Below are 22946 nucleotides of genomic sequence, written 5' to 3' on the forward strand. Positions count from 1 at the left end.
TTCTGGCTTTTGCGGTCCTTTTGCTGCGTAAAATACCCCCTGATGAGAAACCCTAAACAGGCTCAACGATGCCGAAAGCAACTAAAAACGAGTGACCCGAATATAAAATCCGAGTCACTCGTTCGGTGAATTCTTACCGCCCAACTGCTACAGCTTCACCCGAACCCGCAGGGCCAGCAGGCCTTTCACGCCCTGAAGCTCCTCCAATTCTACTTCTTCCACCCCAGGCTCCAGCAGGTCGCGGTCCTGCAGATAATCGATGTATTCGTAGTATTCCACGGCTTCGCGGCTCTGGGCATACACCAGCGCAATCATACCCGGCTGCGTCAGGCGCTCGTTGGTACCAAGAATAGTAGCCTTATCAATACGTTTTTTGATGATTTCGTACCGGATGTTGTAGGCGCCGTCCACGTCGAACTGGCGCTCGTCCTGTCGGAAGCGAATGCTCAGCGATTGCCCGTGAATGAGAATAAGCTGCGTGGTGTCGAGAGGCACCGGCAGAGTGTCCCTAAGCGCGGCGGTCCGGCGCGTGATTTCCACCATGGTAAGCAGTTGCCACAGGCGCAGGTTTTTCAGGAAAACCAGGTCGAAGGGCTTGTTCTCCACCAAGGTGCCGCCGATGTAGATGTTGAACTCAACGCCATCGGTTTTGTAGCGCTGGAAGTAGTGCGGGTACATCAGCTGTGCCTTTTCCTCTTCGTCGTCAAGGTAGTCGCTCACGGCATCGTTGAGCGTGGTCACGCTGGTCTCAAAGTCCTGCCGGCGCTTGTAGAGAATGCCCAGCTTGGGGTCGATATTGCTCCAATACTTCATGATGACCGGGCGCAGCTCCGGCGTGTGCGCGGCCAGGTACTCGAATAGCGGTTCCACCTCGCGCTTCAGCGAGTCGTAGATGTTGGCCTCGTCGCCCGACAGCATGCCGTCGTGCAAGCGCTTCAGGTTCTTGGTTACGTAGAATTTCAGCTCGTCCAGAATGGGCAAATGCTGGTATTCGGAGGCCTTTTTCAGCACCTTGTTCGCCAGGGTAAGGTGTTCAATCAGGTCGCCCTGAATGGCCTCGTTGCGAACCGTGCTGCTGCTCCGAATGTCGCAGGAGCCGTGCAGTGGGTACACGTCCTCAAACACAATGGCCTCCATTTCGGCCGTGCGGTTGCCGGCATCGAGTTGGGTGAGCAGGTTGCGCGCCGCATCGGTAAATCGCCACTCCATGGTGGGGTGAATGGCCGTGAACGTGGCCCGCATAATGGCCTGCACGCGCGTTTGCAGGTCCTCGGCGTTGCGTTTGACCGCTACCGCAAACAGCGGTACAAACTGCACCACCTTATCCATATCAAACTCGTCGAGGCCCCCTGCATCTGGCGAGCCCAACTCCAGCAGGCCCACCGTGTCGTCGCCATAAGGCAGCAGGGCCAATATGGCCGAGCGAATACCCAGACTGCTAATCTGTTGGCGCAGGTCCTCGGGAATGTCAGCCGTGTCTACGTTCTTGATTACGAGTGGTTCCCGCTCGCGGAGCAGCCGCTCATAAATCAACCGGAAGCTACTATCCGCAGCTTGGTGCTGCACCTGCTTGGTGAGGAAGCTGTGATTGATTTTACGGCCGAAATCCACAAAAGCCCGCTTCTTCTCATCATAGGCCGCAATGCCCAGCTGCAGCGACGGCTGGGCAAAAAGTACCCGCAGCTTCTCCTGAATCTGTTCGAAGCGGGCGGGCGTTTGCAGCACGTCGCGTTCCAGCAAATCATATTTCAGCTCCGACAAAATTTCCTGGTCGGTCACGTCTACCAGCTGCAACACGTTAAAGCCCTCCAGCTCAAAGTTTTCGGTGGGCAACATTTCCTGCCACAGCTCCAGCCGGTGACGGTTGTGCACCAGCAAATCGACTTGTTCGGTCGTGAGGTCAATAGGTTCACCCACCACTTTCACCGTCACAAAATCAGAATTAAAATCAACCCCGTAGTGCCGATACAAGCCGATTTTATAGTCGGGCACCGTGAAAATGATGGTACCCAGCGACGGCAGCTTGGTCCCGTACACACGGTGCAGCACCAAGTGGTAGGCCATGAGCGCCATTTGGTGCTCCATGGCGGTCATGTCAATGTTGAGCGGCTGCTTGATTTGGCGCTCCTTATTGAGCATAATCTCTTCGAAGCGCCGCGTGGAGTAAAAGCTGCGCCGCTGAAACGGGGCCACCACGCCACTAATATCAGTGGCGAACGATGCCGGCGGGAACACGGCCAGCATCAGCGTTTCAATAAGGTCGCAGTTGTGCTCCAGCAGCGTGTAATCGGTGAGCGGGCCGCGGCACCAGGCCGCTTCGGCCACCTGCTCGCCAATGGCACGGGCCAGCAGGGACACGCCGGCATTGGTGGCCTGCTCGCGCTCGCGCCAGTACGCAATCAGCGGCTCGAAGCTGAGCGTAGTGCGAAAAATGAACGGTGAGGGAGCGGCGGGGCTGCGCAACGCAGGCAGGGCCTCGGCAATGGGGGGAAGGGATTCTGCGGGCATAAGGGACGAGGATTACGACTGGCCCACCAGGAGGTTGCGGCGGCGGGGCGAAAAGCACATTCACTATACGCTAGCCGCTGGCAGTCCGGCTACTTGCTTATTTTGAGAAAACGCGGGTCGCGTTTCAGGTCGAAAACACTATCCTGCAAAAAGCCTTCCCGACGAGCGAAAACAGTTTTTTCGGAATTAACATAGCACGTGCAGCAGCCGTCACCGTTGAGGCTGCCCTGCAATTTTATTTTGTTGATATTGAGCAAGGTGGTGAGCACTGGCTTGCGGCCGGGTTGCGTCACGTAGTACTGCACCACGTAGCGGAAGCTGTCGAGCTTGGTGGTGCTGATTTGTGGGAAGGGGGAGTTATTATTCAGCCGAATGGAGTCGCGGGACCGGGCGGCTGTGCGAATGAGCGTCACGATTTCGGGCTTTGCGCCAGTGAGCAACCGCACTGGGTAGCGCTGAATAACCACCGTATCCAAGTCGGCATTGCTGACGGCATTGCTGAAGCTACTGGCAAAACGTAGTTCGACAACATCGGCGTCGGCATCGTTGCAATCGCACACGTTGTTGGCGCAGCAGCCGCTCAGCAGCAAGCCAGTAGCTACGGTCAACAGAATCGTAAAGCAGAAGGGTAGAGAAAATCGGTCAGCCATAGCAAGCCAAAGATAAGGCCCGCAACAGCCTCCTCATCGACTCAGGATGGGTAAGGGTGTTGCGGGCCAACGGAATGACATTACCCTATCCAGCTAGACCAGCCAATGAGGCAATCGAAGGTCTAGCGGCTGCCGGTTACGCTCGAAGACGACGGCAGCGTGGGGTTTTCCACGGTGCCGCCCGCCAGCAGCAGCGGGTTCAGGCGGGCCGCGGCCGTGTCGAGCTGCGGCCGAATCTGGGCAATGGCTCCGCGCAGGGCAATGATGTCGGCCAGGCGGGGCGCGTCGGTTTGGGAGTAGCCGTGGTACATGGCCACTTTCACTTCCGAAGTGCCGGTGCCCACGTAAGAGCCGAGGAGGTTGCCGGCGGCGTCGCTCACCTGCACTTCGGCTTGCAGGGTGGTTTTATACCACTCCAGCGGCACGCCAATCACGGCCGGTATCATAAAGGTGAGCACCTGCAGGCCTTGCACGGCGCGGCCGGTGCGTAGGGTTTTAACTTTTTTCACTATCAGCTTAGCGTAGCCATACGTGGCCGAATCAGTGGGTTCGGTCAGGTTCATGCGGCACTCCTGCTGAAACAACTTCAGGGGGTCTTCGGGCAAGGCGCCGTCGTTCATGGCCAGTGGGCCCTGGTCGGCCAATACTTCCAGCGCCGGTAGCCGCTTGGAAATAGCGGTAGCCGGCGAGCTTTTCATCATGGACTTTACCGACACGCAGGCCGGGGCTGCCAGCAAGGCCGGAGCAAGGGCTAGTAACGCGAGTTGACGAGTAATTTTCATAGCATTAAGGTAGTAAATAATATAGGAAAAAGGAAAGAAAAGAATTGAAAAGTACTTCAATACGATAAACTTCAGTGCCTTTCGCTTTTACTGAATGCTAAATTAGGCGATGAATTCTGGCTGTTGGATGTTTTTCGGCGAATGATGCAAAATAACCTTTAGCGGGTAGCATTTGAAGGAGTATTTTTTGATTGCCCCAACGCCACCTACTACTATACTACGCTACGACCTGTGGGTCGGGTTCAACATAGTTGTCAACGAACTCACCTTCCCAGCGGGCTACCACGGCCGAAGCGAGGCAATTACCGAGCACATTAACCGCCGTGCGAGCCATATCCATCAGAGCATCAATGCCTAATATAATAAATACGGGCCAAGCCGGCAGGTTGAAAGAAGCCACTGTAGCCAGCAGAATAACCAGCGAAGCCCGGGGTACCCCGGCCACCCCTTTGCTGGTTAGCATGAGGGTAAACACCATCAGCAACTGTTGCCCAAAGGTGAGGGGTACCCCAGCCGCCTGGGCCACAAACACGGCCGCTAAGGATAAGTACAACGTGGTTCCGTCCAAATTGAACGAGTAGCCGGTGGGCATCACAAAGGCCACAATCCGGCGCGGCACCCCAATGCCCTCCATCGCTTCCATGGCTCGGGGCAGGGCCGCCTCCGAGGAGGTAGTAGCAAAGGCAATGCTCACCGGCTCGGCCACGGCCGCGATGAAGCGGCGCAGCGGAATGCGGGCCAGCAGGGCCACGGGCAGCAGTATCAGCAGCACGAAGGCAATGAGCGCCCCGTATAAGGTGAGCAGCAACTGCAGGGCGTTGAGCAGCGGCGCGAAGCCCATCTTGCCCACGGTGTAGGCCAGGGCTCCGCCCACGCCCAGCGGCGCGAAATACATCACCACGTTGGTAAACTTGAACATGACCTCCGACAGGCTCTCGCAGAACTCCAGCATCACGCGGCGGGGCCGTTCGGGCGTGAGGGCCAAGCCGATGGCAAACAGAATAGCGAAAATTACCACCTGCAGCACTTGCCCCTCGGCCACCGATTTGGCAATGTTCTCGGGGAAAATGTGCAGAATGATATCGGCCGCCGTTTGGACCGGCGCGGCGGCCAGAGCCTCTTCCTTCACGCCGGCCTGGCTGATGCCCACGCCGGCTTTGGTGAGGTTGATGGCTGCCAAGCCGATAAAGAGGGCAAACGTGGTGACTACCTCAAAGTAAACCAAGGCCTTGAGGCCCATGCGGCCCACTTGCTTCAGGTCGGCGTGGCCGGCAATGCCCACCACCAGCGTGGCAAAAACCAGCGGGGCGATGATGGTTTTCACGAGGCGCAAAAAGGCGTCGCTCAGGACCTTAAAGTTCATGGCCACGCCGGGAGCGTCGTGGCCCAACTCGATGCCGACCAGCATGCTCACCACAATCCAGAGAGTAAGCGAGCGCCGGGGAGCCACGGCGGCGGCAATGGCCGCAATGGCCAGCCAGCGTGCAGCTACTGGCAGGGCGGGCGGCAGAGCTGCTACATTATTGGCCGCCAGTACGGTAAGAATGCCGGCGAGAACCACCAGCAGAATTGCAACGAAGGATAAGCGAGATTTTGCCATGCAATGAATAAAGGCCGTGAAAACGGAATGAGGGCCTAAAGAACGGCATTATCTGGCTGGCAACACGCCCATCGCAGGTAAACTTCGGCTTGGTTAAGCCAAAAAAAGTCCCGTGCGCAGTTGGCACGGGACTTTCGGATTGTACTAAAAGAGCAATCAATCCAGCGGGCTAGGGCAAGCTGAGCAGGTAGCCGATGGTAAAATTGGTGTCGTATCCGAACACAAACTGCGAGCAGCCGGTGGCCGACGCTACGGCCTGGTAGATGTTCAGCCCCGATTTGATTTTAGCGCCGCTCAGCTGCGGGTAAGAATCGGGGCCGAGCAGCGTGGTGTACGGCTCCTGGCCCTGGCGCACGGCCTTGGCCAGCTCGTAGGGTACGCCGCCGATGATGAAGCAAGTTTTGCTCACGCCCGCTGGTACTTGGCCGGCCTTGGTCTTTACGTCGGCCGCCACGGCGGCATCGTCAATTCCCTTTTCGTAATACTTAGCGCCGTAGGTGCTGTTGGTGCGCGGTTGGCTGCCGTCCATCCACGAAATCTTGGTGTTGCCGGAGCCCATGTCGACCACGAAGGCCTTGTCGGTGAATCCCTTGGGCATGGCGGCCTGCAGGCCCAGCACGCCTTCGCGTTCCGGCGTCACGGTGTTGACCTTGAATTTGAGGGCTTCCAGCGAATTCACGATGCGGCGCGTGACATCGGCCATAGAAGCCCCGGAACTCACTACAAAGTGAATGTCGCGGCCGGCCACACCGAAATCGAGCATCTTGCTGATGTACGTTTTCAAGCCGTTGCGGATGTCTTCATCGGTGGCCATGTTTTCCATTACTAAGCTGTTGCCGAATTCCGATTTTTCCAGCTTCCAGTTTCGCTTGGTATCGATGCGGATGATGAACATGTTGAAACCGCTGGCCCCAAGCTCCACCACGCCTTTCAGTTTGCCATTGACGGGGGCCGCGGGCCGGTACGTAAAAGCTGCCGGAGCCGCCGCAACGGCTACCGCTGGTGCCGCCACCGGAGCAGCTATTAGGGCCACTACTGGAGCTGGCGCTGGGGAAACTTCAACAGTTTTGCGAATAAACTCGCCGTTCAGGCTCAGCATGTCGCCATCTTTCAACGGAACACGCGAGCCGTTGGTGAGCAGCAACGATTGGGTGCGGTACTCTACTCGGATGCCATTGGGGAGGGTAACGTTTTTATCCAGCGGCTTGCTTTTGGCACCATTTTGCACCAAAATAGTTTGGCCCTGCACTGTAAACCAAGGAATTGAACCGCTCGCCGGGGTTTGTGCCTGGGCCTGTTGCGGTCCTACGGCAAGAACTGTAATACTTAGGAAAAGCGAAGTCAATAAATATTTATTCATGATTTCTTGCAGAAGGTGCGAGGAGGAAAAGAGTAACGCGGATTTAAAAATAGATTGAACCAAGATAAAATATGGATGGTCAAAGGTATTGCTTCTTGTCAAACTTGACAAGAAATTTAGCCGAACCATTGCTTGAGCAGGGTGAATATTTCAAATCCTGCGGTGACAAGCGCAATATTTTCTTTTTTGGCAGCATCTTCGGGGCCTGTCTCCTCGCTCCTGCCCATGCCCACCTGGACCCTGACTGCCCACCTGCTGCCGCTGCGCTACGTTTGGAAAATTTCCCGCAATGCGTCGGCCAGCAAAACCAACTTGCTCCTGCGCGTGGCCGGACACGGCCACGTCGGCACCGGCGAAGCCGCGCCCAACGTGCGCTACGGCGAAACCCCCGAGCTGCTCACGCAGCAGTTTGAAACCCTGCTGGCGCACGGCCTTTCCCGAGCCGAGTCGTTGGCCGACCTGCACGCGCTATTGGCCGCTCAGCCCGTGGCCCACGCCTTGGGCTTTGCCCTCGAATCGGGAATGGTGCAGTGGCTGGCGGCGCGCGCCGGGCAAGCCGTGTGGCAGTGGCTGGGCGTGCCCCGACCCGCAGCGGCGGTGCCCACGGCGTTTTCGCTGCCCATTATGGCAGTGGGGGAGGTGGCCGGTTTTCTGCGCGAACAGAAGGCGGCACGCTTCCAACTCCTGAAAATAAAAGTGAACCAGGCTGAAGGGCTCGATTTGCTGCGGGAGGTGGCGCGGGTGCTGCCCGGCCACCCGCTATTAGTAGATGGCAACGAGACCTGGCCCGATGCCGACAGCGTACTGCAATTCCTGACCAAAGCCCGGATGCTTCCCGGTCTGCGCCTGCGCCTGCTGGAGCAACCCATGCCCGCTGCCCTCGCCGCCGACTACCGCTACCTGCGCCCCCGCAGCACGGTGCCGCTCATCGCCGACGAATCGGTGACGGACACGGCCGATTTTGCCGAAATCGCGCAGCAATTCCACGGCGTCAACGTGAAGCTGATGAAGGCCGGCGGCTTCCAGCAGGGCATTGAGCTGCTGCGCCAGACGCGGGCCCACGGTCTACTGCCCATGCTCGGCTGCATGGTTGAAACCAGCGTGGGGATTGCGGCCGCGCTGCAAATCAGCGCCCTAGCCGAAGTGCACGACCTCGACGGTTTCCTGATTGTGAAGGATGAGCCATTTGGCTTGGTCACGGAAACCGGGGGCTCGCTCAGCGCAGCAGGCTAGCTAGCGCCCGCGCTATTTGGGGGCGGTGAGCTGGGTATTGACCTCTGCCAGCTGGTCGTCGATGGCCTTGGTGCTGGGCAGGTCGGTACGGCCTTGGCTGAGCAGCTGCACTTTCTGGGTGAGCAGCTCGATTTTTTTGTTCAGCAGCTGCATCTGCTGCTCGGGGGCCGCGTAGCCGGGGCCGCGCTGCACGTAGGTTTCGTACTTCGTGCCGGCCGGGGTGGCGGGAGCGGTGGCGGCACCACGGGCGGCAGCGGCACTGGCTGGGGTGGCGAATACCACGCCGCCATCGGCCCGCACGTAGTCGCCCTCGCGCAGGGTAATTTTCTTGCCCTTGGGGTGGTTTTTATCGGCGGGCATTTCCACGATGCCGTTTTTGTAGTTGATTTTCACGCCGTTGGTTAGCTTCACATTCTGGGCGAGGGCCGTGGTTTGGCTGCCATCGCGGCGCATTACTTCGCCGTTCATAAATACGAATTGGGTACGGGCGGTGGTCTGCACTGGGTAGCCACCGTCTTGGGCAGCGGCGAGGCGGGGAGCAGCAGCCAGCACAGCGGCCGTGAGCGTGAGGAAAAACAAGTGTTTCATGAAAGAGTTAAATAGGTGAATGTGCGAGAGTACGTGGTTTGAAGCAACCGGGTGGGGACAAGGCTGTTTTTTCGATGGTTTTTTACAAATAATGCATAACAATGTTGTGACATTAAATGTATGTACATAAATTTGCATCTGATTCTACTGCATCCTATGCGCATCGAAGACGAAATCAAGCAACCCATTTTCCGCGACGACTTCCAGAAGGCCCACATCAACTTGCTATTTACGGCCAGTTGGCTACAGCTGCGGCAAGCAGTGGCGTTCAAGCCCTATGGCCTGACGCTGCCGCAGTTCAACATCCTGCGCATTTTGCGGGGGCAGCACCCGCTGCCCGCCACCGTGGCCCTGCTCATCGACCGGATGCTGGATAAAACCAGCAACGCCTCGCGCATTGTGGACCGGCTGGAGGAAAAAAAGCTGGTGACGCGCACCGTGTGCCCCGCCAACCGCCGCGCCGTCGACATCCGCATCACTGTGGCGGGACTGGCATTGCTCGAGCGAATTGAGCAGGATGGGGTGCTAAACGCGTCGGACCTCACTCAGCTAAATGATGCGGAGGTGCAGCAGCTCAATGGCTTACTTGATAAAATACGTTCCGGCGACGAGCTGCCCGGACGTTAAATCTTTGGGCCGGCGCGTCTGGCATGTTTTTTCGTTGCGGCCCCGCCGTACCCCGTTGCTTCTTCTTATTCCCCCCCCCCCTTTTTTAAACTTCTTTATCCGATGAAAAAATTCCTTTTGCCCGCCCTGTTCGCCGCTGCCATTCTCGGTGCCGCTCCTGTTGCTTCGGCCCAGAAAATGAACAGTGCCAAAATGGCCACCAATGCCCCCGCCTACGCCCTGCAGCCCCAGCTGAGCATCTTGGGTTGGGAAGGAAAAGCCGTGACCCACGGCCACAACGGCACCATGAACTTCAGCACCGGCGAGTTGCTGGTGAAAGGCAATGCCATTGTGGGCGGCACCGTGACCGTCGACATGAAGTCGATGAAAGCCACTGATATCAAGGATGCCGAAACTCAGGGCAAATTCGTGGGCCATATGAGCAGCGACGACTTCTTCGGCGCGGAAAAATTCCCTACCTCAACCTTCAAAATCGTGAGCGTAGCCCCCATCAAAGGTGCTGCCAAGACGGCTGATAACGCCACCATCACCGGCGACATGACCATCAAGGGCGTGACGCAGCGTCTGAGCTTCCCCGCCAAAGTGGGCGTGAAGGACGGTGTGGCCGCCGCTACCGGCAAAATGACCATTGACCGCACAAAATTCGGCCTTAAGTACGGCTCGAAATCATTCTTCGATACCCTCGGCGACAAGGCCATCAACGACAACTTCGACCTGACCTTCAACGTGATTGCCAAGAAAGGTTAATCACTGCCGCGTAGTTGGCTGCCTGCTGCCAACTAGATTCTGAGCAGCAAACAAAAAGCCTCTGCCGATGTCGGCAGAGGCTTTTTGTTTGCTAGTATACCAGTTGGCTAGCGTGGAGCTGGCGTGGCTGGTGGCGTAGCGGCGGGCGGGGCCGGGGGAAGCGCCGCTGCCGGCGCAGCAGGCGGTGGCGAGGCGGGCGACGCAGGCCCACGGAATTCTACACGCATGGGAGCTACGGACGATTCGCGCAGACTGAGGATGCCGTAGGCGGTTTCGCCAGGTTTCAGGGTACGGTTGGTGAGGTCGTAGGCGGCAAACTCCTTGCGCAGATTGCTGTTGGCGCCGCCAGCTACCAGCATGTTGCCACCAGCAATGAGCGGGCCAGTGGGCAGAAAGGTGCCGCCGGTAGTAGCCTTGGTGCGGGCATCGACGGTACCCCCCACCGTGACATTGGCCAGCAGGTAAAGGAGATAAATGGGCACGCCCTGGCGTAAGTCACGAGCGGAAACGGCCGCAGATACGGGTGCGATGGGTCGGTCGCCGTAGATTAGGTTCAGGTCGCGGGAGAAGTTTACGTCCCGGTCCCAGTTGTTGGTAACGCGCACAGCTACTACGTGGTAGCCTAACTTGGCCTCCTTTTTCACGTATTTTTTGTTGCGCCCGTTTTGGCGAAGCGCATCAAACTGGTAGGCCATCTCCACCGGGCCAGATGAGCCCGACGGGGTGTAGGTTTTGATGTTATTGGGCCGGATAAGCGAGTAGGAGCCGGCGCAGCCTGTGGTGAAGGCGAGCGCAGCAGCCCCTAAAAGGGTCATAAAACGTTGGTTCATAAAATTATTGGGGTAGACAATGAACCGCAAAGCTAAACTGAAATTTCAAATTTGCGAGGCAGCTCAAACTTGAGGTTGTGACTTTTTTTTCGCCCGTGCAGCTCGCGCAATACCTCGTCGAGCTCGGACTTGTATTCCACCCACAAGTCTTCGTGTAAGGATTTGATTACGAGTGCCGGCACACGCGATGCCAGGCGGGCCGTGGCGTTGTAAAACCCGTCATAGACACTGTCGAACTGGCCCGAGTAGTTGTCGATGCACTGGCGTAGGATGTACACCAGCAAGTCGATTTCGAGCTGCTTGTTTTTGGTGATGCGGCGGGCGCGGGCGGCTTCCTGCACGCTGGCGCGCACGGCCTTCACCAGGCTGCGGTTGAGCAGCCGGCCCGTTACGGCCACGTTGAACAGTTCGTGAATGCGGTCGGCGGATTCTTCCTGCACCTGGCCCAGGGTCACGTCGGCCAGCAGCTCGAAACGGAAGGTTTCGTAGAGCTCGGCATCGCGGCGCACGGCGCGCAGCAGCAGCGCTTCCTTTTCAGTTTCGGAGAGGCGCTTGAGGGTTTTTTTGAAGTCAGCGGAGGGAACGGGCATTAGAAACTGAATTACTCGGATTGGGCTTGAAAACGACTGGTAGGGCGTGGCGATGGAAGCGCGGGATGGGAACACGGCCCGCAAAGGCCCGCACGACAAGAACGGGCACGCAGCGGAAAGAACCCCGGCAGAACCAAAAACCGCCCCGGTTTTACGAAACGAATTCCTCCGATTTCGAGTTATCAGCAGCTGCCCCACGCGGGCTTTCCTGCGTAAATTTGTTCTATGAATACCCGTCCGCAAATTGATTACGATGAAGACGTACTGCTGCTGGAAGAAGCGGTGGAGCTGCGCAACCTGGTTGTGTACAACGACGAAATCAACACCTTCGACCACGTCATCAAAACCCTGATGGACGTGTGCGGCCACCAGCCCGAGCAGGCCGAGCAGTGCACGCTGCTCATCCATTACAAGGGCAAGTGCGCCGTCAAAATCGGTACCTATGAGGAGTTGGAGCCCCTGTGCACCGCCATTCACGACCGGGGCATTGCCGCCGACGTGGTGTAGCTGCCGCATTTTGTCATGCTGAGGAACGAAGCATCTTATCACGGCTGCGTTTTTCAGGTTTAACTAACCCCTTGTGGCGCGGACGTGATAAGGTCCTTCGCTGCGCTCAGGATGACCTTCACCTTTGGAATTTCCCTCTAAACTGATTGAAAACGCCGTGGGCGAGTTGGCCCGCTTACCCGGCATCGGCCGCAAAACGGCTTTGCGGTTGGCCCTGCACCTGCTCAAGGCCGAGATGGATACCACGGCCACCCTGGCCGAAGCCTTGGCCAAAATGCGCTTTGAAATAACGTATTGCCACACCTGCCACAGTATTTCGGATGCCGAAGAATGCGGCATCTGCGCCAATAAGCTGCGCGACCACAGCTTGGTCTGCGTCGTATCGGACGTGCGCGACGTCATCGCCATCGAAAATACCGGTCAGTACAAAGGTGTTTACCATGTACTGGGTGGCGTGATTTCGCCTATCGAAGGCATCGGGCCTTCTGATTTGCACATTGACTCGCTGGTGGAGCGGGCTTCGGCCGAAGAGTCGGAAGTGCGCGAAATTATTCTGGCCATTAGCCCCACGATGGAGGGCGACACCACGGCTTTTTACCTCTCGCGCCGCCTGCGCGACTTGCCCAATGTGCACATCAGTACCATTGCCCGGGGCATTCCCATGGGCGGCGAGCTGGAGTACGCCGACGAAATCACGCTGGGCCGCAGCATTGTGGACCGCCTGCGGCAGGCTCGATAACCCGCTTTCCGGCCGGTTGTCATCCTCATCTGGCGTCCACGCAGTGAAGGACCTTATCAAGTAAGAACGATTTGTTCTGGCCTGACAAGGTCCTTCATTGCGTAGACGCCAGATGAGGACGACAAGGTGTAATTTCGCCCTCTGTGGTGAAGCTCTCCGTCGTTATTGTCAATTACAACGTCTGCTATTTCCTGGAGCAGGCCCTGCTCTCGGTGCGGCGGGCCGTGGAGAAGCTGGGCCAGCCCGTGGAGGTGTTCGTGGTCGATAATAATTCGGTCGACGGCTCGGTGACTATGGTGCGGGCGCGGTTTCCGGAGGTCGTCCTTATCGCGAATCAGGATAATCCCGGTTTCTCAAAGGGTAACAACCAAGCTCTACGCCGCGCCACCGGCCAGTACCAACTGCTGCTGAACCCCGATACGGTGGTGGAAGAAGACACCTTCCGGGCCTGCTGCGACTTCATGGACGCGCACCCGACTTGCGGCGGGCTGGGCGTGAAAATGCTGGATGGCCAGGGCAAATTCCTGCCCGAAAGCAAGCGGGCGCTGCCCACGCCGGCCGTGGCATTTTACAAAATGTTCGGGCTGGCGAGTCTGTTTCCAAAGTCGCGTACGTTCGGCCGTTACCACCTGGGCTTTCTCGACAGGGAAGAAACCCACGAAATAGAGGTGTTGAGCGGGGCCTTCATGCTGCTGCGCAAGGCCGCGCTGGACCAAATCGGCCTGCTCGACGAAGACTATTTCATGTACGGCGAGGACATTGACCTCTCGTACCGCCTCACGCGGGGCGGCTGGAAAAACTATTATTTCCCCGGTACCCGCATTATCCACTACAAGGGCGAAAGCACGAAGCGCACCAGCGTGAACTACGTGTTTGTATTCTATCGGGCGATGGTGATTTTTGCCCAAAAACACTTTGCGCCGGGCCGGGCGGGCCTGTTTTCGCTGCTGATAAACGCGGCCATCTGGCTGCGGGCCGGCGCGGCGGTGGCCGAACGCCTGGCCGTGCGCACTGCCCCGCTGCTGCTTGATGCCGGCCTGATTTGGGGCGGCATGTACTTCTTGAAAAGCTATTGGGAGAACAACCACAAGTTTGTGCCCGGTGATTATCCGCCGCAATACATGGAAGTAGCGGTGCCGGCCTACATTCTGGTTTGGCTTACTTCGGCCTACCTCAGCGGGGGCTACGACCAGCCAGTGCGGACCTCACGGGTGGTGCGCGGCATCTTCGTGGGCACGTTGCTGATTTCGGCAGCTTCCAATTTTCTCGATGCCTGGCGTTTTTCCAAGGCGCTGATTATTCTGGGCGGGGCCTGGGCCGTGGCGGCCTTGGTGGGCCGGCAGCTGCTGGCTCATTTCGTCAAGTACAAAAACCTGCGCCTGAGCGAGCGCCGCCAGAAGAACATCGCCATCGTGGGCTCGGGCCCCGAAAGCCGCCGCGTGCGTCAGCTCTTGGAAGCCGCTCAGGTATCAGCCCGCGTGATTGGCTACGTGCGGGTAGATGGCGAAGGCACTTCGACCGCCTCAGAACCTAATTCATCTCTTCACCCATTTGGCCAATCGCCCAGCGAGGAACCTCTGGGCGAGCTGCGCCAGCTGACCGATATTATCCGCCTCTACGCGCTGAATGAGTTGATTTTCTGCGGCAAAGACCTGCCGGCCAGCCAAATTATCAGCCTCATGCTGGGTCTGCCTACCAGCCCGCCGGTGGCCTATAAAATTCTGCCCGAAGACAGCCAGTACATTATCGGCAGCAGCAGCAAAGACGCGCCCGGCGATTACTACACCCTCGACATCGCCCTGAACCTCTACCAGCCCCAGCAGGCCCGTGCCAAGCGCCTGCTCGACGTGCTGACTAGCGCCGGGATGCTGGTGCTGGCGCCGCTGCTCATCTGGTTTCAGTCGAAAAAAACCGGGTTCCTGCGCAATTGCGTGGCCGTGCTGCTGGGCCGCCGCACCTGGGTGGGCCTGCGCTACATGGCCGGCCCGGCCCACGCCGTGCCCGCCGTGCTCTCGCCCGCCGATGCCGCTATTTCGACCATTCCGCTCAATGAGGTGACGCTGCGGCGGCTGGAGCTGCTGTATGCCAAGGACTACGAGCCGAGCATCGATTTGAGCGTACTCTGGCGCTGCTGGCGCCGGCTGGGGCAGTAGCGTAACCGTACTGCGTGGGGCGTCTGTCATCCTGAGCGCCGCGAAGGACCTTATTACCGCTGACCGGCTTGCAGTAATTCCAAACGGCCAAACGGGGTAAGGTCCTTCGCGGCGCTCAGGATGGCACCCGGCACCCCGGATGACAATTGAATTACCTTTGCCTTCCCATTCCCGTCCCTCATTATGCCGCACACTGCTGCTCCGCCCATCGTTTCGCCCTTGTCTGACCGCCTGCTGGCGATGAACGAGTCGGCCACCATTGTCATGGCCAAGAAGGCCCGTGAGCTGATGGCCAAGGGCATCGATGTTATCAACCTCAGCTTCGGCGAGCCGGACTTTCAGACTCCGCAGTACATCAAGGATGCCGCTAAGCAGGCGCTGGACGATGGTTTCACCTTCTACACGCCCGTGCCCGGCATCCCGGAATTGCGGCAGGCCATCTGCGACAAATTCAAGCGCGACAATCAGCTCGATTTTCTGCCCAACCAAATAGTGGTGAGCACCGGGGCCAAGCAAGCCCTGGCCAACGCCGTGCTCAGCCTGGTGAATCCGGGCGATGAAGTCGTTGTTTTCGCGCCCTACTGGGTGAGCTACGAAGAGATGGTGAAGCTGGCCGAAGGCGTGCCTGTGACGCTGGTGGGCACCCGCGCCAATGACTACAAGGTGACGGCCGCGCAGCTCGAAGCGGCCATTACGCCTCGCACCAAGCTCATCATGTATTCCTCGCCCTGCAACCCCACGGGCTCGGTTTTCAGCCGCGAGGAGCTGGGCGAAATCGCGGCTGTGCTGGCCCGGCACCCGCAGGTTTACGCCCTGGCCGACGAAATTTACGAATACATCAACTTTGTGGGCGAGCACGCCAGCCTGGCCAATTTCGACGAAATCAAGGACCGGGTTATCACCGTCAACGGCTTCTCCAAGGGCTATGCCATGACGGGCTGGCGCCTGGGCTACCTGGCGGCCCGGCAGGATATTGCGGCCGCTTGCGAGAAGATGCAGAGCCAGATTACGTCCGGCACCTGCTCCATCACCCAACGCGCAGGCCTGGCTGCCTTGCGCGGCGGCCGCGCCTCCGCCGATGAGATGGTGGCCGCTTACCGCCGCCGCCGCGATTTGGTGCTGGATATCGTGAAAGATATTCCCGGTTTCAACACGCCCACACCCAGCGGAGCCTTCTATATTTTCCCGGAAGTATCGGCTTACTTCGGCCGGACCGCGCCCGACGGCAGCATCCTCCAAAACTCTTCCGAATTAGCGCTTTACCTGCTGAATGACGCGCACGTATCCGCCGTATCGGGCGATGCTTTTGGGGCTGCGGAGTGCATGCGCTTCAGCACCGCCGCCGCCGATGACAAACTGGTGGAAGCCTTCCGCCGCATCAAAGCCAGCCTGGCTAAACTCTAAAAATTCCTGCGGAACACTGCGTTTTGACACTGCGAGACACTGCGAGAAATAACGCCTGAGGGCATTCGGTAGGAGTCGCGTTTACAAGGACGGATTGCTTCGCATTGCTCCCAATGACATTACCTGACCTTTTCGATAACTTCAACAACCTGCGCGTTCTCATCATTGGCGATGTGATGGTGGATGCCTACGTGTGGGGCCGTGCCACGCGGCTTTCGCCCGAGGCTCCGGTGCCCGTGGTGCACGTGGCCCGCACCGAAAACCGCCTCGGCGGGGCCGCCAACGTGGCCCTGAACGTGCAGGCTTTGGGGGCCACGCCGCTGCTCTGCGCTGTAATTGGTACCGATGCGGGCGGCGACCAGCTCCTGCAGCTCCTGCACGACCACCACCTACCCGCCGATGGCCTCATTCGCAGCGAGCACCGGCCCACCACGGTCAAGCAGCGCATCTTAGCCCAGGGCCAGCAGCTGCTACGCATTGATTCGGAGGTTGAAACTGACCTTAATGGTGTCGAAGCTGCGCAGCTCCTAGCCGCTTACGACGACTTATTGACCCGCGCCGATGTGGTGATTTTCGAAGACTACGACAAAGGAGTGCTCAGCGAGGCCATTATTGCCGAGTGCATTACCCGCGCCCGCCAGCGCAACATCCCGACGGTGGTCGACCCCAAAAAGAAGAATTTCCTGGCCTACCGCTACTGCACCCTGTTCAAGCCCAACCTGAAAGAGCTGCGCGAGGGCCTTAAGCTGGAATTCGGCGAGCCCACCACCGACCGCCCCGGCTTCGAGGCGGCCGTGGCCCGGCTGCGCGAGGAATTAACCCCCGAAATCGTGCTGGTCACGCTCTCCGAGTACGGCGTATTCGCCCAGCAGGACGAGCATAAAACCTACCTGCCGGCCCATCTGCGCACGATTTCCGACGTATCGGGCGCGGGCGACACCGTCATTAGCATTGCCGCGCTGTGTGTGGCGCTGGGCCAACCCGCCGCCTTCACGGCAGCGTTGGCCAACCTTGGCGGTGGGTTAGTCTGCGAGCAAGTGGGCGTGGTGCCCGTGGAGAAGCTGCGGCTGCTGGAAGAAGCCCAAGCGGCGGGGCTGCGGTAGCCTGGACTCTGCGAGTCCGGGTATTTTATTGAACCCTGAGGAAGGCAGGAGTATGGCAAACCCGGACTCGCAGAGTCCAGGCTACGGCGCTACGCCTTTTTCAAAAACTCCGTTTTTAGCACCATTGTGCTGCCGCCGGCTCGGCCTTCAACCTCGCCAGCGCTGTTGGTGAGGCGAATGTTCTTAACCATCGTACCGCGTTTCAGCGTGAGAGATGAGCCTTTTACTTTGAGGTCTTTGATGAGGGTGACCGAGTCGCCTTCGGCTAGGAGGGTACCGTTGCTGTCTTTTACGTCCATGATGAGTTTCTTTACAGCGTGTGGGGTGCGGGGCCAAGCTCCGCACCCCACACGCTGATAGGTATTGGAGAGCCACTTACCCCCGCCACGCCTTCACCGTGTCTACAAACACCCGCACGTTATCCGGGTTGGTGTCCGGGTACACGCCGTGGCCGAGGTTGGCGATGTGGGGACCGCCGGCGAATTTGCGGAGCATGGTTTCAGTTGCGGCTTTTACCTGCTCGCGGGTGCCGTAGAGGGCGCAGGGGTCGAGGTTGCCTTGCAGGGTTTTGTTGCCGGCTTGCAGGCGCACCTGGGCGGGGTCCTGGTTCCAGTCGAGTCCTATCGAGCGGCAGGGCATGGCGGCGAAGTCGGGCACGGCCCACCAGGCACCTTTGGCAAAGACGGTGACGGGCGCCAGCGGGGTCAGCGCTTCGCAGATTTCGGCGATGTAGCGGCTGGAGAACTCACGGTAGTGGTCGGGCGGCAGGGTGCCGGCCCAGGAGTCGAACACCTGCACGACCTGCGCGCCGGCGGCTACCTGCGCCTGGAGGTAGGCGATGGTGGTAGCGGTTATTTTGGCCAGCAGCTGGTGGGCCAGGGCGGGCTCGCGGTAGAGCATGCCGCGGGCTTTGGAGAAAGTTTTGGAGCCGTGGCCTTCCACCATATAAGCCAGGATGGTCCAGGGTGCGCCGGCGAAACCGATGAGCGGCACCCGGCCATTGAGCGCCTTTTTGGTGATGCGAATAGCTTCGAGCACGTAGCCAAGGCCTTCTTCGGGGTCGGGGATGCGGAGCTTGGCTACGTCAGCAGCCGTCTTGATGGTGGTGGGAAACAGCGGACCTCGGGCTTCCACCATTTCGTAGGGCAAGCCCATGGCGTCGGGCACCACCAGGATATCAGAGAAGATGATGGCGGCGTCCACGTCCAGCGCATCAATGGGCTGGATGGTGACTTCGGCGGCGAGGGCGGGGGTTTCCACCAGCTCTTTGAAGCCGGAGAGGCTGGCGCGCAAGGCACGGTATTCGGGCAGGATGCGGCCGGCCTGGCGCATAAGCCAGACGGGGGTGCGCTCGGTGGCTTCGCCACGGGCGGCGCGGAGGAAAAGGTCGTTTTTCAGCATAGGGAGCGCAAAGGTACCGCCCGAGGGGGACTTGCACAGAGGCAGCTACCGGGTGAGCGCAGGAAACAGCACCCCAATCGCCGAGGCCAGAAAATTAACCCCAATGGCCAGCGTGATGAACCCGATGATGCGCGCCATGGCCGCCATGCCGGGCTTGCCCAAAAAGCGGGTGAGGCGCAGCGAAAACAACAGGATGAGGAAGGCCGCCAGTGCTACCAGCGCAAAGCCAACTACAGTCATGGCCTTGTCGGCGTACGTGGGTCGGATGAGGCCGATGCAAATGGCCATCGAGCCCGGGCCGGAGAGCATGGGCATGGCCAATGGCGTGAAGCTGATGTCATCCTTCTGCTTACTTTCTTCGAGGGCCGCGGGGCCCACCCGGTCGCGGTTGGCCCCGGGCGTGAGCAGCTCAAACGCCGAGCGCATGAGCAAAATGCCGCCCGCAATGCGCAGGTGTTGAATATTGATGCCGAAAAAATTAAGGATGTACTGCCCCCCGAAAAAGGCCACGCTCAGAATACACACCATGTAAATGCAGGCGCGCAACGCCGTCCGGGCCCGCTCCGAGGCCCGGTCGTCGGCCGTGAGGGTGAGGAAAACCGGCATCGCTCCGAAGGGATTGACGATGGAAAACAGGGTGGTGAAGGTGGCAAGTAAGATTTCCATAGGCGCAAAGGTAGAAAAAGGACCGGACCGCGTATAAAAGCCCTATTTTGCCGCTTCAACCGCCGCCCTGCGGCTGCGGCCCGCCACACACCCGTTTTTCTCGCTGCCCATCGCATGATTCCTGACACTTCCACTACCGCAGTCCCTGGCTCTGCCGACGACCGCCCCGTTACCGAAACGCCCTTGGTGGGCATTATTATGGGGTCGAAATCAGACCTGAAAATAATGTCGGCCGCCGCCGATGTGCTCCGCCAGTTTGGCGTTCCCTTCGAAATCACCCTGGTGTCGCCTCACCGCACGCCGCACCGCATGGTAGAATACGCCGAAAGCGCCCGCAAGCGCGGCCTGCGCGTGCTCATTGCCGGAGGGGGCGGGGCGGCCCACCTGCCCGGCATGGTGGCCGCGTTCACCATACTGCCCGTGATTGGGGTGCCCATCAACAGCACCACGTCCATTCAAGGGCTCGATTCGGTGCTGAGCATGATTCAGATGCCGGCCGGGGTACCGGTGGCCACGGTGGGCATCGACAGTGCCGCCAACGCCGCCGTGCTGGCTATCCAAATGCTGGCCATCCACAACGCCCGCCTGGCCGACTCCCTCGAAAAATACCGCACCACGCTCAAAGACCGGGTGATGCGCACCATTGAGGAACTGCGCAAAGGCGGTTTCCAGGACGATGTGTAGGACGCACGGCAATAAGCTGGACAAGCCAGATTGTGCGTGAGCAAGCATCTTTGCCGTTTCAATGCCTTGGTAGGTGGCGGAAACAAGGTTCTAATCCTGCCCGTACTCAGCCAACTGGCTAGCTGTTGCTAGGCAAATCCCTCGTATTTCACCAGCTGCTGAGTTGCCCAATCCCACCTTTTTTTCTCAATGCCCGCTATTTTTTCTGTGTTGTTAACCACGGGCCACTGGGCCACGTGGATTCTGGGGGGAGTGGGACTGCTGGCCACGTTGCTCCCGCTGCTTCGCCAAACCGCGTGGTGGATTCGCATTTGTGATTTTCCGCGCCTGCAAATTGTGGCTGGTTTGCTCATTGCCTTGGCGGCCGAGTTGGCCCTGCCCGCCGTGGGCGGTTGGATGCATCTGGCGTTTGCCGCGGCCTTGGTAGCGGCGCTGGGGTATCAGGCTAACCGTATCTGGCCCTACACGCCACTGCACCGCCGCCAAGTGGCCGATGCCAGCCGCCCGACTGATGACAACGACAACCACCTCAGCATAATGGTGGCCAACGTGCTAATGTATAACCGTGATGCTTCGCGCCTGCTGGGCCACATCAGGCACTTGCAGCCCGATGTGGTGCTGGCCGTGGAAACGGATGAGTGGTGGCTCAGTCAATTGAAAGGCATCGAATCGGACTATACCTTCACCTGCCACGCGCCGCTGGCCAATACCTACGGCATGCTGGTGTTTTCACGTCTGCCGCTGCGCGAACCGCAGATTCGCTACATTCTCGACGAGGATATTCCCTCGTTTCATGGCTGCGCGGTGCTGCCCAGCGGTGTGGCCGTGAACATGCACTTCCTGCACCCCAAGCCGCCCGCGCCCCAGGAGTCAAAAACCAGTGCCCGCCGCGATGCGGAGCTGCTGATTGTGGGTAAGATTATCCAGCACCACAACGGTCCTACCATCGTGGCCGGCGACCTGAACGACGTGGCCTGGTCGCACACTTCCGAGTTATTCCGGCGCCTGTCGCGGCTGCTCGACCCACGCATTGGCCGGGGCATGCTGCCCACCTTCCACGCCGACCATCACCTGCTGCGCTGGCCGCTCGACCATGTGTTTCACTCGTCGCACTTTCGCCTGCAGCAGCTGCAGCGGCTCACGCACATCGGCTCCGACCATTTCCCCATTTACATCCGCCTCAGCTACGAGCCCGAAGGCTGGCACGAGCAGGAACGGGAACTGGAAACCGCCGATACCGATGACCACCAAGAAGCCGCCGAAAAGATTGACGAAGGCGTGGAAGACGTGGCCCAAGGCAACGACTGAGGCAGCAACGGGACAGGATTAAAAAAGAGCGTCATGCTGGGCGAAGCCGAAGCATCGCTACTGCAGAAGTAAATGGATTACTTGCGCGGTAACGATGCCTCGACTTCGCTCAGCATGACGTTCCGGTGTCTATGCCTTTGGGTTGGTCTACGAAAGTGTTAGAAGCTGTTTGAGTTAATAAAACGGTCATGCTGAGCTTGTCGAAGCATCTCTACCGCTTCGCTTGAGCCGGTGCAACGAAGCGGTAGAGATGCTTCGACAAGCTCAGCATGACCGTTTCAGAATAATTTTAGCAAACTCAAACAGCTTCTTACTTAGCCACGGTCCGTTTGGCGGTCACCAATTCAATGGGCGTAAAGTCGGTGAGCTGCGACTGGCGGCCGGTGGCGCTGACATAAACCGGCCGGATGCTCATGGTGAGGCGGCGGTTGATACCGGTAAAATCGGTCAGGCCCGCGGCGAAAGCGGCCGGTGTGCTGCCGCTGAGCTTAGCGGGCGTCACGTTCATGTCGATAGTGACGGGCAGAGTTTCGATGGCGCTGGCTTCCAGCGCGGTATTGAGGCCGGTGGTGCCGGAGGTTAGCTCTTTGCCATCCAGCATCAGCTTGTAGTCAAGCTGTTTAAGCTGAAGGTTTTCGGTGCTGGGGTTGCGGGCGTACACGCGCATTTTGAGGTGCAGCGGGAGGTTGCCGGTTTGCAGGGCGGTTTGGAGCTTGGCCTGTTGCGGCGAGGTAAAATCCGTGGTCTGGCGCGCAAACAGGATGTCCTGGCCGCCCAGTCTGGCTTCATCCATAAAGTTGAGGCGATACTGCATCTGGGTGTAAGCCTTGTTTTCGTTGGCTTCGGCGGTCACGGCTTTGCCGCTGGGCGAGTCTTTTACCTGCTCACTCACGCTGCATTGGGTAGTGGCAAGCAACAGGGTACCCAAAGCCAGGGCACGGGCGGGAAACAGGAGGGTGGGGAACAATTTCATAGCGTAAAGATGGGCGCAAAAAAGAGTATGTAAGTCCGGCCGCCCGGTTTGGGCGTGCTTACGCGAATCGGGGGTTGAAAGATTGGCGAACGTAGTGCGGAGGCTATTCATTCAACTTACAGCGGTTTTCAGGGTAGTCTACAGTATGTAGCGACGCGACCCTTCGCGTCTCCAAGGCTACGCCGTCCCCCCCTGAACCGTTCAATGCCCAGACGCCAAGGGGCGCGTCTCTACAGCCGCTTTGCCCAGCATATGCACCGACTGGGTGAATCGCCCCAACCCGCACAAAAAATGCTGCCAATGCCACCACAAAGCCCAAAAAAACTAGGTGACCGTCATGCCGAGCACAGCCGAGGCATCTCGCTCGCCTCGTTGAACAGCCCGGACCCTGACGGCCCGAGCGAGATGCCTCGGCCCCTGGCTTAATGTCAGACTAAACACATTTAGCAATTCGGGCGAGCAGGTCCTCCAGGTAGTGGTCGTTCCAGCCTAA

General features: G+C 59.0%; 22 protein-coding genes. 10 read left to right on the forward strand and 12 right to left on the reverse strand.

Annotated features, from left to right (window positions below; genetic code table 11):
• Positions 1–147: 147 nt before the first annotated feature.
• The 5 genes from IEW17_RS18795 to IEW17_RS18815 form a co-directional block, all read right to left on the reverse strand.
• Positions 148–2508 carry a GAF domain-containing protein gene (locus tag IEW17_RS18795; protein WP_188563604.1) on the reverse strand — a complete coding sequence of 787 codons (2361 nt, stop codon included), beginning with the start codon at positions 2506–2508 and terminating at the stop codon, positions 148–150.
• A gap of 89 nt (positions 2509–2597) precedes the next feature.
• Complete coding sequence (locus tag IEW17_RS18800; protein WP_229749134.1) at positions 2598–3116, reverse strand: hypothetical protein; 519 nt, start codon at positions 3114–3116, stop codon at positions 2598–2600.
• Between the two features lie 164 nt (positions 3117–3280).
• Positions 3281–3940, reverse strand: coding sequence for a hypothetical protein (locus tag IEW17_RS18805; protein ID WP_188563606.1), 660 nt, complete (start codon positions 3938–3940; stop codon positions 3281–3283).
• Positions 3941–4157: 217 nt separating this feature from the next.
• Positions 4158–5540, reverse strand: a complete 1383-nt coding sequence (locus IEW17_RS18810; RefSeq protein WP_188563607.1) for a dicarboxylate/amino acid:cation symporter — start codon at positions 5538–5540, stop codon at positions 4158–4160.
• Positions 5541–5709: 169 nt separating this feature from the next.
• Entirely contained in the window at positions 5710–6789 is a 1080-nt protein-coding gene (locus IEW17_RS18815; protein WP_229749135.1) for a DUF6799 domain-containing protein, read from the reverse strand.
• Positions 6790–7125: 336 nt separating this feature from the next.
• Between IEW17_RS18815 and IEW17_RS18820 the strand changes: the two genes are divergently transcribed.
• On the forward strand, positions 7126–8133 hold the full coding sequence (locus IEW17_RS18820; RefSeq protein ID WP_188563609.1) for an enolase C-terminal domain-like protein: 1008 nt from the start codon (positions 7126–7128) through the stop codon (positions 8131–8133).
• Positions 8134–8145: 12 nt separating this feature from the next.
• Here IEW17_RS18820 and IEW17_RS18825 read toward each other — a convergent pair whose 3' ends face one another.
• The gene (locus tag IEW17_RS18825; protein ID WP_188563610.1) at positions 8146–8721 is read right to left on the reverse strand and encodes a DUF6799 domain-containing protein; all 576 of its coding nucleotides are present in this window, start codon (positions 8719–8721) and stop codon (positions 8146–8148) included.
• A 156-nt stretch (positions 8722–8877) separates the two neighbouring features.
• Between IEW17_RS18825 and IEW17_RS18830 the strand changes: the two genes are divergently transcribed.
• Positions 8878–9348, forward strand: a complete 471-nt coding sequence (locus IEW17_RS18830; RefSeq protein WP_188563611.1) for a MarR family winged helix-turn-helix transcriptional regulator — start codon at positions 8878–8880, stop codon at positions 9346–9348.
• 102 nt (positions 9349–9450) lie between these two features.
• The gene (locus IEW17_RS18835; RefSeq protein WP_188563612.1) at positions 9451–10095 is read left to right on the forward strand and encodes a YceI family protein; all 645 of its coding nucleotides are present in this window, start codon (positions 9451–9453) and stop codon (positions 10093–10095) included.
• A 107-nt stretch (positions 10096–10202) separates the two neighbouring features.
• Here IEW17_RS18835 and IEW17_RS18840 read toward each other — a convergent pair whose 3' ends face one another.
• The gene (locus IEW17_RS18840; protein WP_188563613.1) at positions 10203–10925 is read right to left on the reverse strand and encodes a hypothetical protein; all 723 of its coding nucleotides are present in this window, start codon (positions 10923–10925) and stop codon (positions 10203–10205) included.
• A 32-nt stretch (positions 10926–10957) separates the two neighbouring features.
• A complete protein-coding gene (locus IEW17_RS18845; RefSeq protein ID WP_188563614.1) occupies positions 10958–11515 on the reverse strand; it encodes a hypothetical protein in 558 nt (185 codons plus the stop codon).
• Between the two features lie 225 nt (positions 11516–11740).
• On the opposite strand from IEW17_RS18845, the gene IEW17_RS18850 reads away from it, so the two are divergent.
• From IEW17_RS18850 to IEW17_RS18870, 5 genes are all read left to right on the forward strand, one after another.
• A complete protein-coding gene (locus IEW17_RS18850; RefSeq protein ID WP_188563615.1) occupies positions 11741–12022 on the forward strand; it encodes an ATP-dependent Clp protease adaptor ClpS in 282 nt (93 codons plus the stop codon).
• Between the two features lie 124 nt (positions 12023–12146).
• On the forward strand, positions 12147–12761 hold the full coding sequence (gene recR / locus IEW17_RS18855) for a recombination mediator RecR (RefSeq protein WP_188563616.1): 615 nt from the start codon (positions 12147–12149) through the stop codon (positions 12759–12761).
• 143 nt (positions 12762–12904) lie between these two features.
• Positions 12905–14914 carry a glycosyltransferase family 2 protein gene (locus tag IEW17_RS18860; RefSeq protein ID WP_229749136.1) on the forward strand — a complete coding sequence of 670 codons (2010 nt, stop codon included), beginning with the start codon at positions 12905–12907 and terminating at the stop codon, positions 14912–14914.
• 183 nt (positions 14915–15097) lie between these two features.
• On the forward strand, positions 15098–16318 hold the full coding sequence (locus IEW17_RS18865; RefSeq protein WP_188563617.1) for a pyridoxal phosphate-dependent aminotransferase: 1221 nt from the start codon (positions 15098–15100) through the stop codon (positions 16316–16318).
• Positions 16319–16431: 113 nt separating this feature from the next.
• Positions 16432–17421, forward strand: a complete 990-nt coding sequence (locus IEW17_RS18870) for a bifunctional heptose 7-phosphate kinase/heptose 1-phosphate adenyltransferase (protein ID WP_188563618.1) — start codon at positions 16432–16434, stop codon at positions 17419–17421.
• An 89-nt stretch (positions 17422–17510) separates the two neighbouring features.
• On the opposite strand, the gene IEW17_RS18875 is transcribed toward IEW17_RS18870, so the two are convergent.
• From IEW17_RS18875 to IEW17_RS18885, 3 genes are all read right to left on the reverse strand, one after another.
• Entirely contained in the window at positions 17511–17720 is a 210-nt protein-coding gene (locus tag IEW17_RS18875; protein ID WP_188563619.1) for a zinc ribbon domain-containing protein YjdM, read from the reverse strand.
• A 76-nt stretch (positions 17721–17796) separates the two neighbouring features.
• On the reverse strand, positions 17797–18822 hold the full coding sequence (gene hemE, locus IEW17_RS18880; protein WP_188563620.1) for a uroporphyrinogen decarboxylase: 1026 nt from the start codon (positions 18820–18822) through the stop codon (positions 17797–17799).
• 45 nt (positions 18823–18867) lie between these two features.
• Complete coding sequence (locus tag IEW17_RS18885; RefSeq protein ID WP_188563621.1) at positions 18868–19488, reverse strand: MarC family protein; 621 nt, start codon at positions 19486–19488, stop codon at positions 18868–18870.
• A gap of 198 nt (positions 19489–19686) precedes the next feature.
• On the opposite strand from IEW17_RS18885, the gene purE reads away from it, so the two are divergent.
• Together purE and IEW17_RS18895 are read left to right on the forward strand one after the other, a co-directional pair.
• Positions 19687–20172 (forward strand): 5-(carboxyamino)imidazole ribonucleotide mutase, encoded by a 486-nt coding sequence (gene purE / locus IEW17_RS18890; RefSeq protein ID WP_229749138.1) that lies wholly within the window; start codon positions 19687–19689, stop codon positions 20170–20172.
• Positions 20173–20361: 189 nt separating this feature from the next.
• Complete coding sequence (locus tag IEW17_RS18895; protein ID WP_229749137.1) at positions 20362–21480, forward strand: endonuclease/exonuclease/phosphatase family protein; 1119 nt, start codon at positions 20362–20364, stop codon at positions 21478–21480.
• A 310-nt stretch (positions 21481–21790) separates the two neighbouring features.
• Here the strand turns inward: IEW17_RS18895 and IEW17_RS18900 are convergent, their stop codons facing one another.
• On the reverse strand, positions 21791–22453 hold the full coding sequence (locus IEW17_RS18900) for an LEA/WHy family protein (protein WP_188563624.1): 663 nt from the start codon (positions 22451–22453) through the stop codon (positions 21791–21793).
• Positions 22454–22946 lie beyond the last annotated feature (493 nt).

Origin of the sequence: Hymenobacter frigidus (assembly GCF_014640435.1) — a bacterium.
Taxonomy (GTDB): domain Bacteria; phylum Bacteroidota; class Bacteroidia; order Cytophagales; family Hymenobacteraceae; genus Hymenobacter; species Hymenobacter frigidus.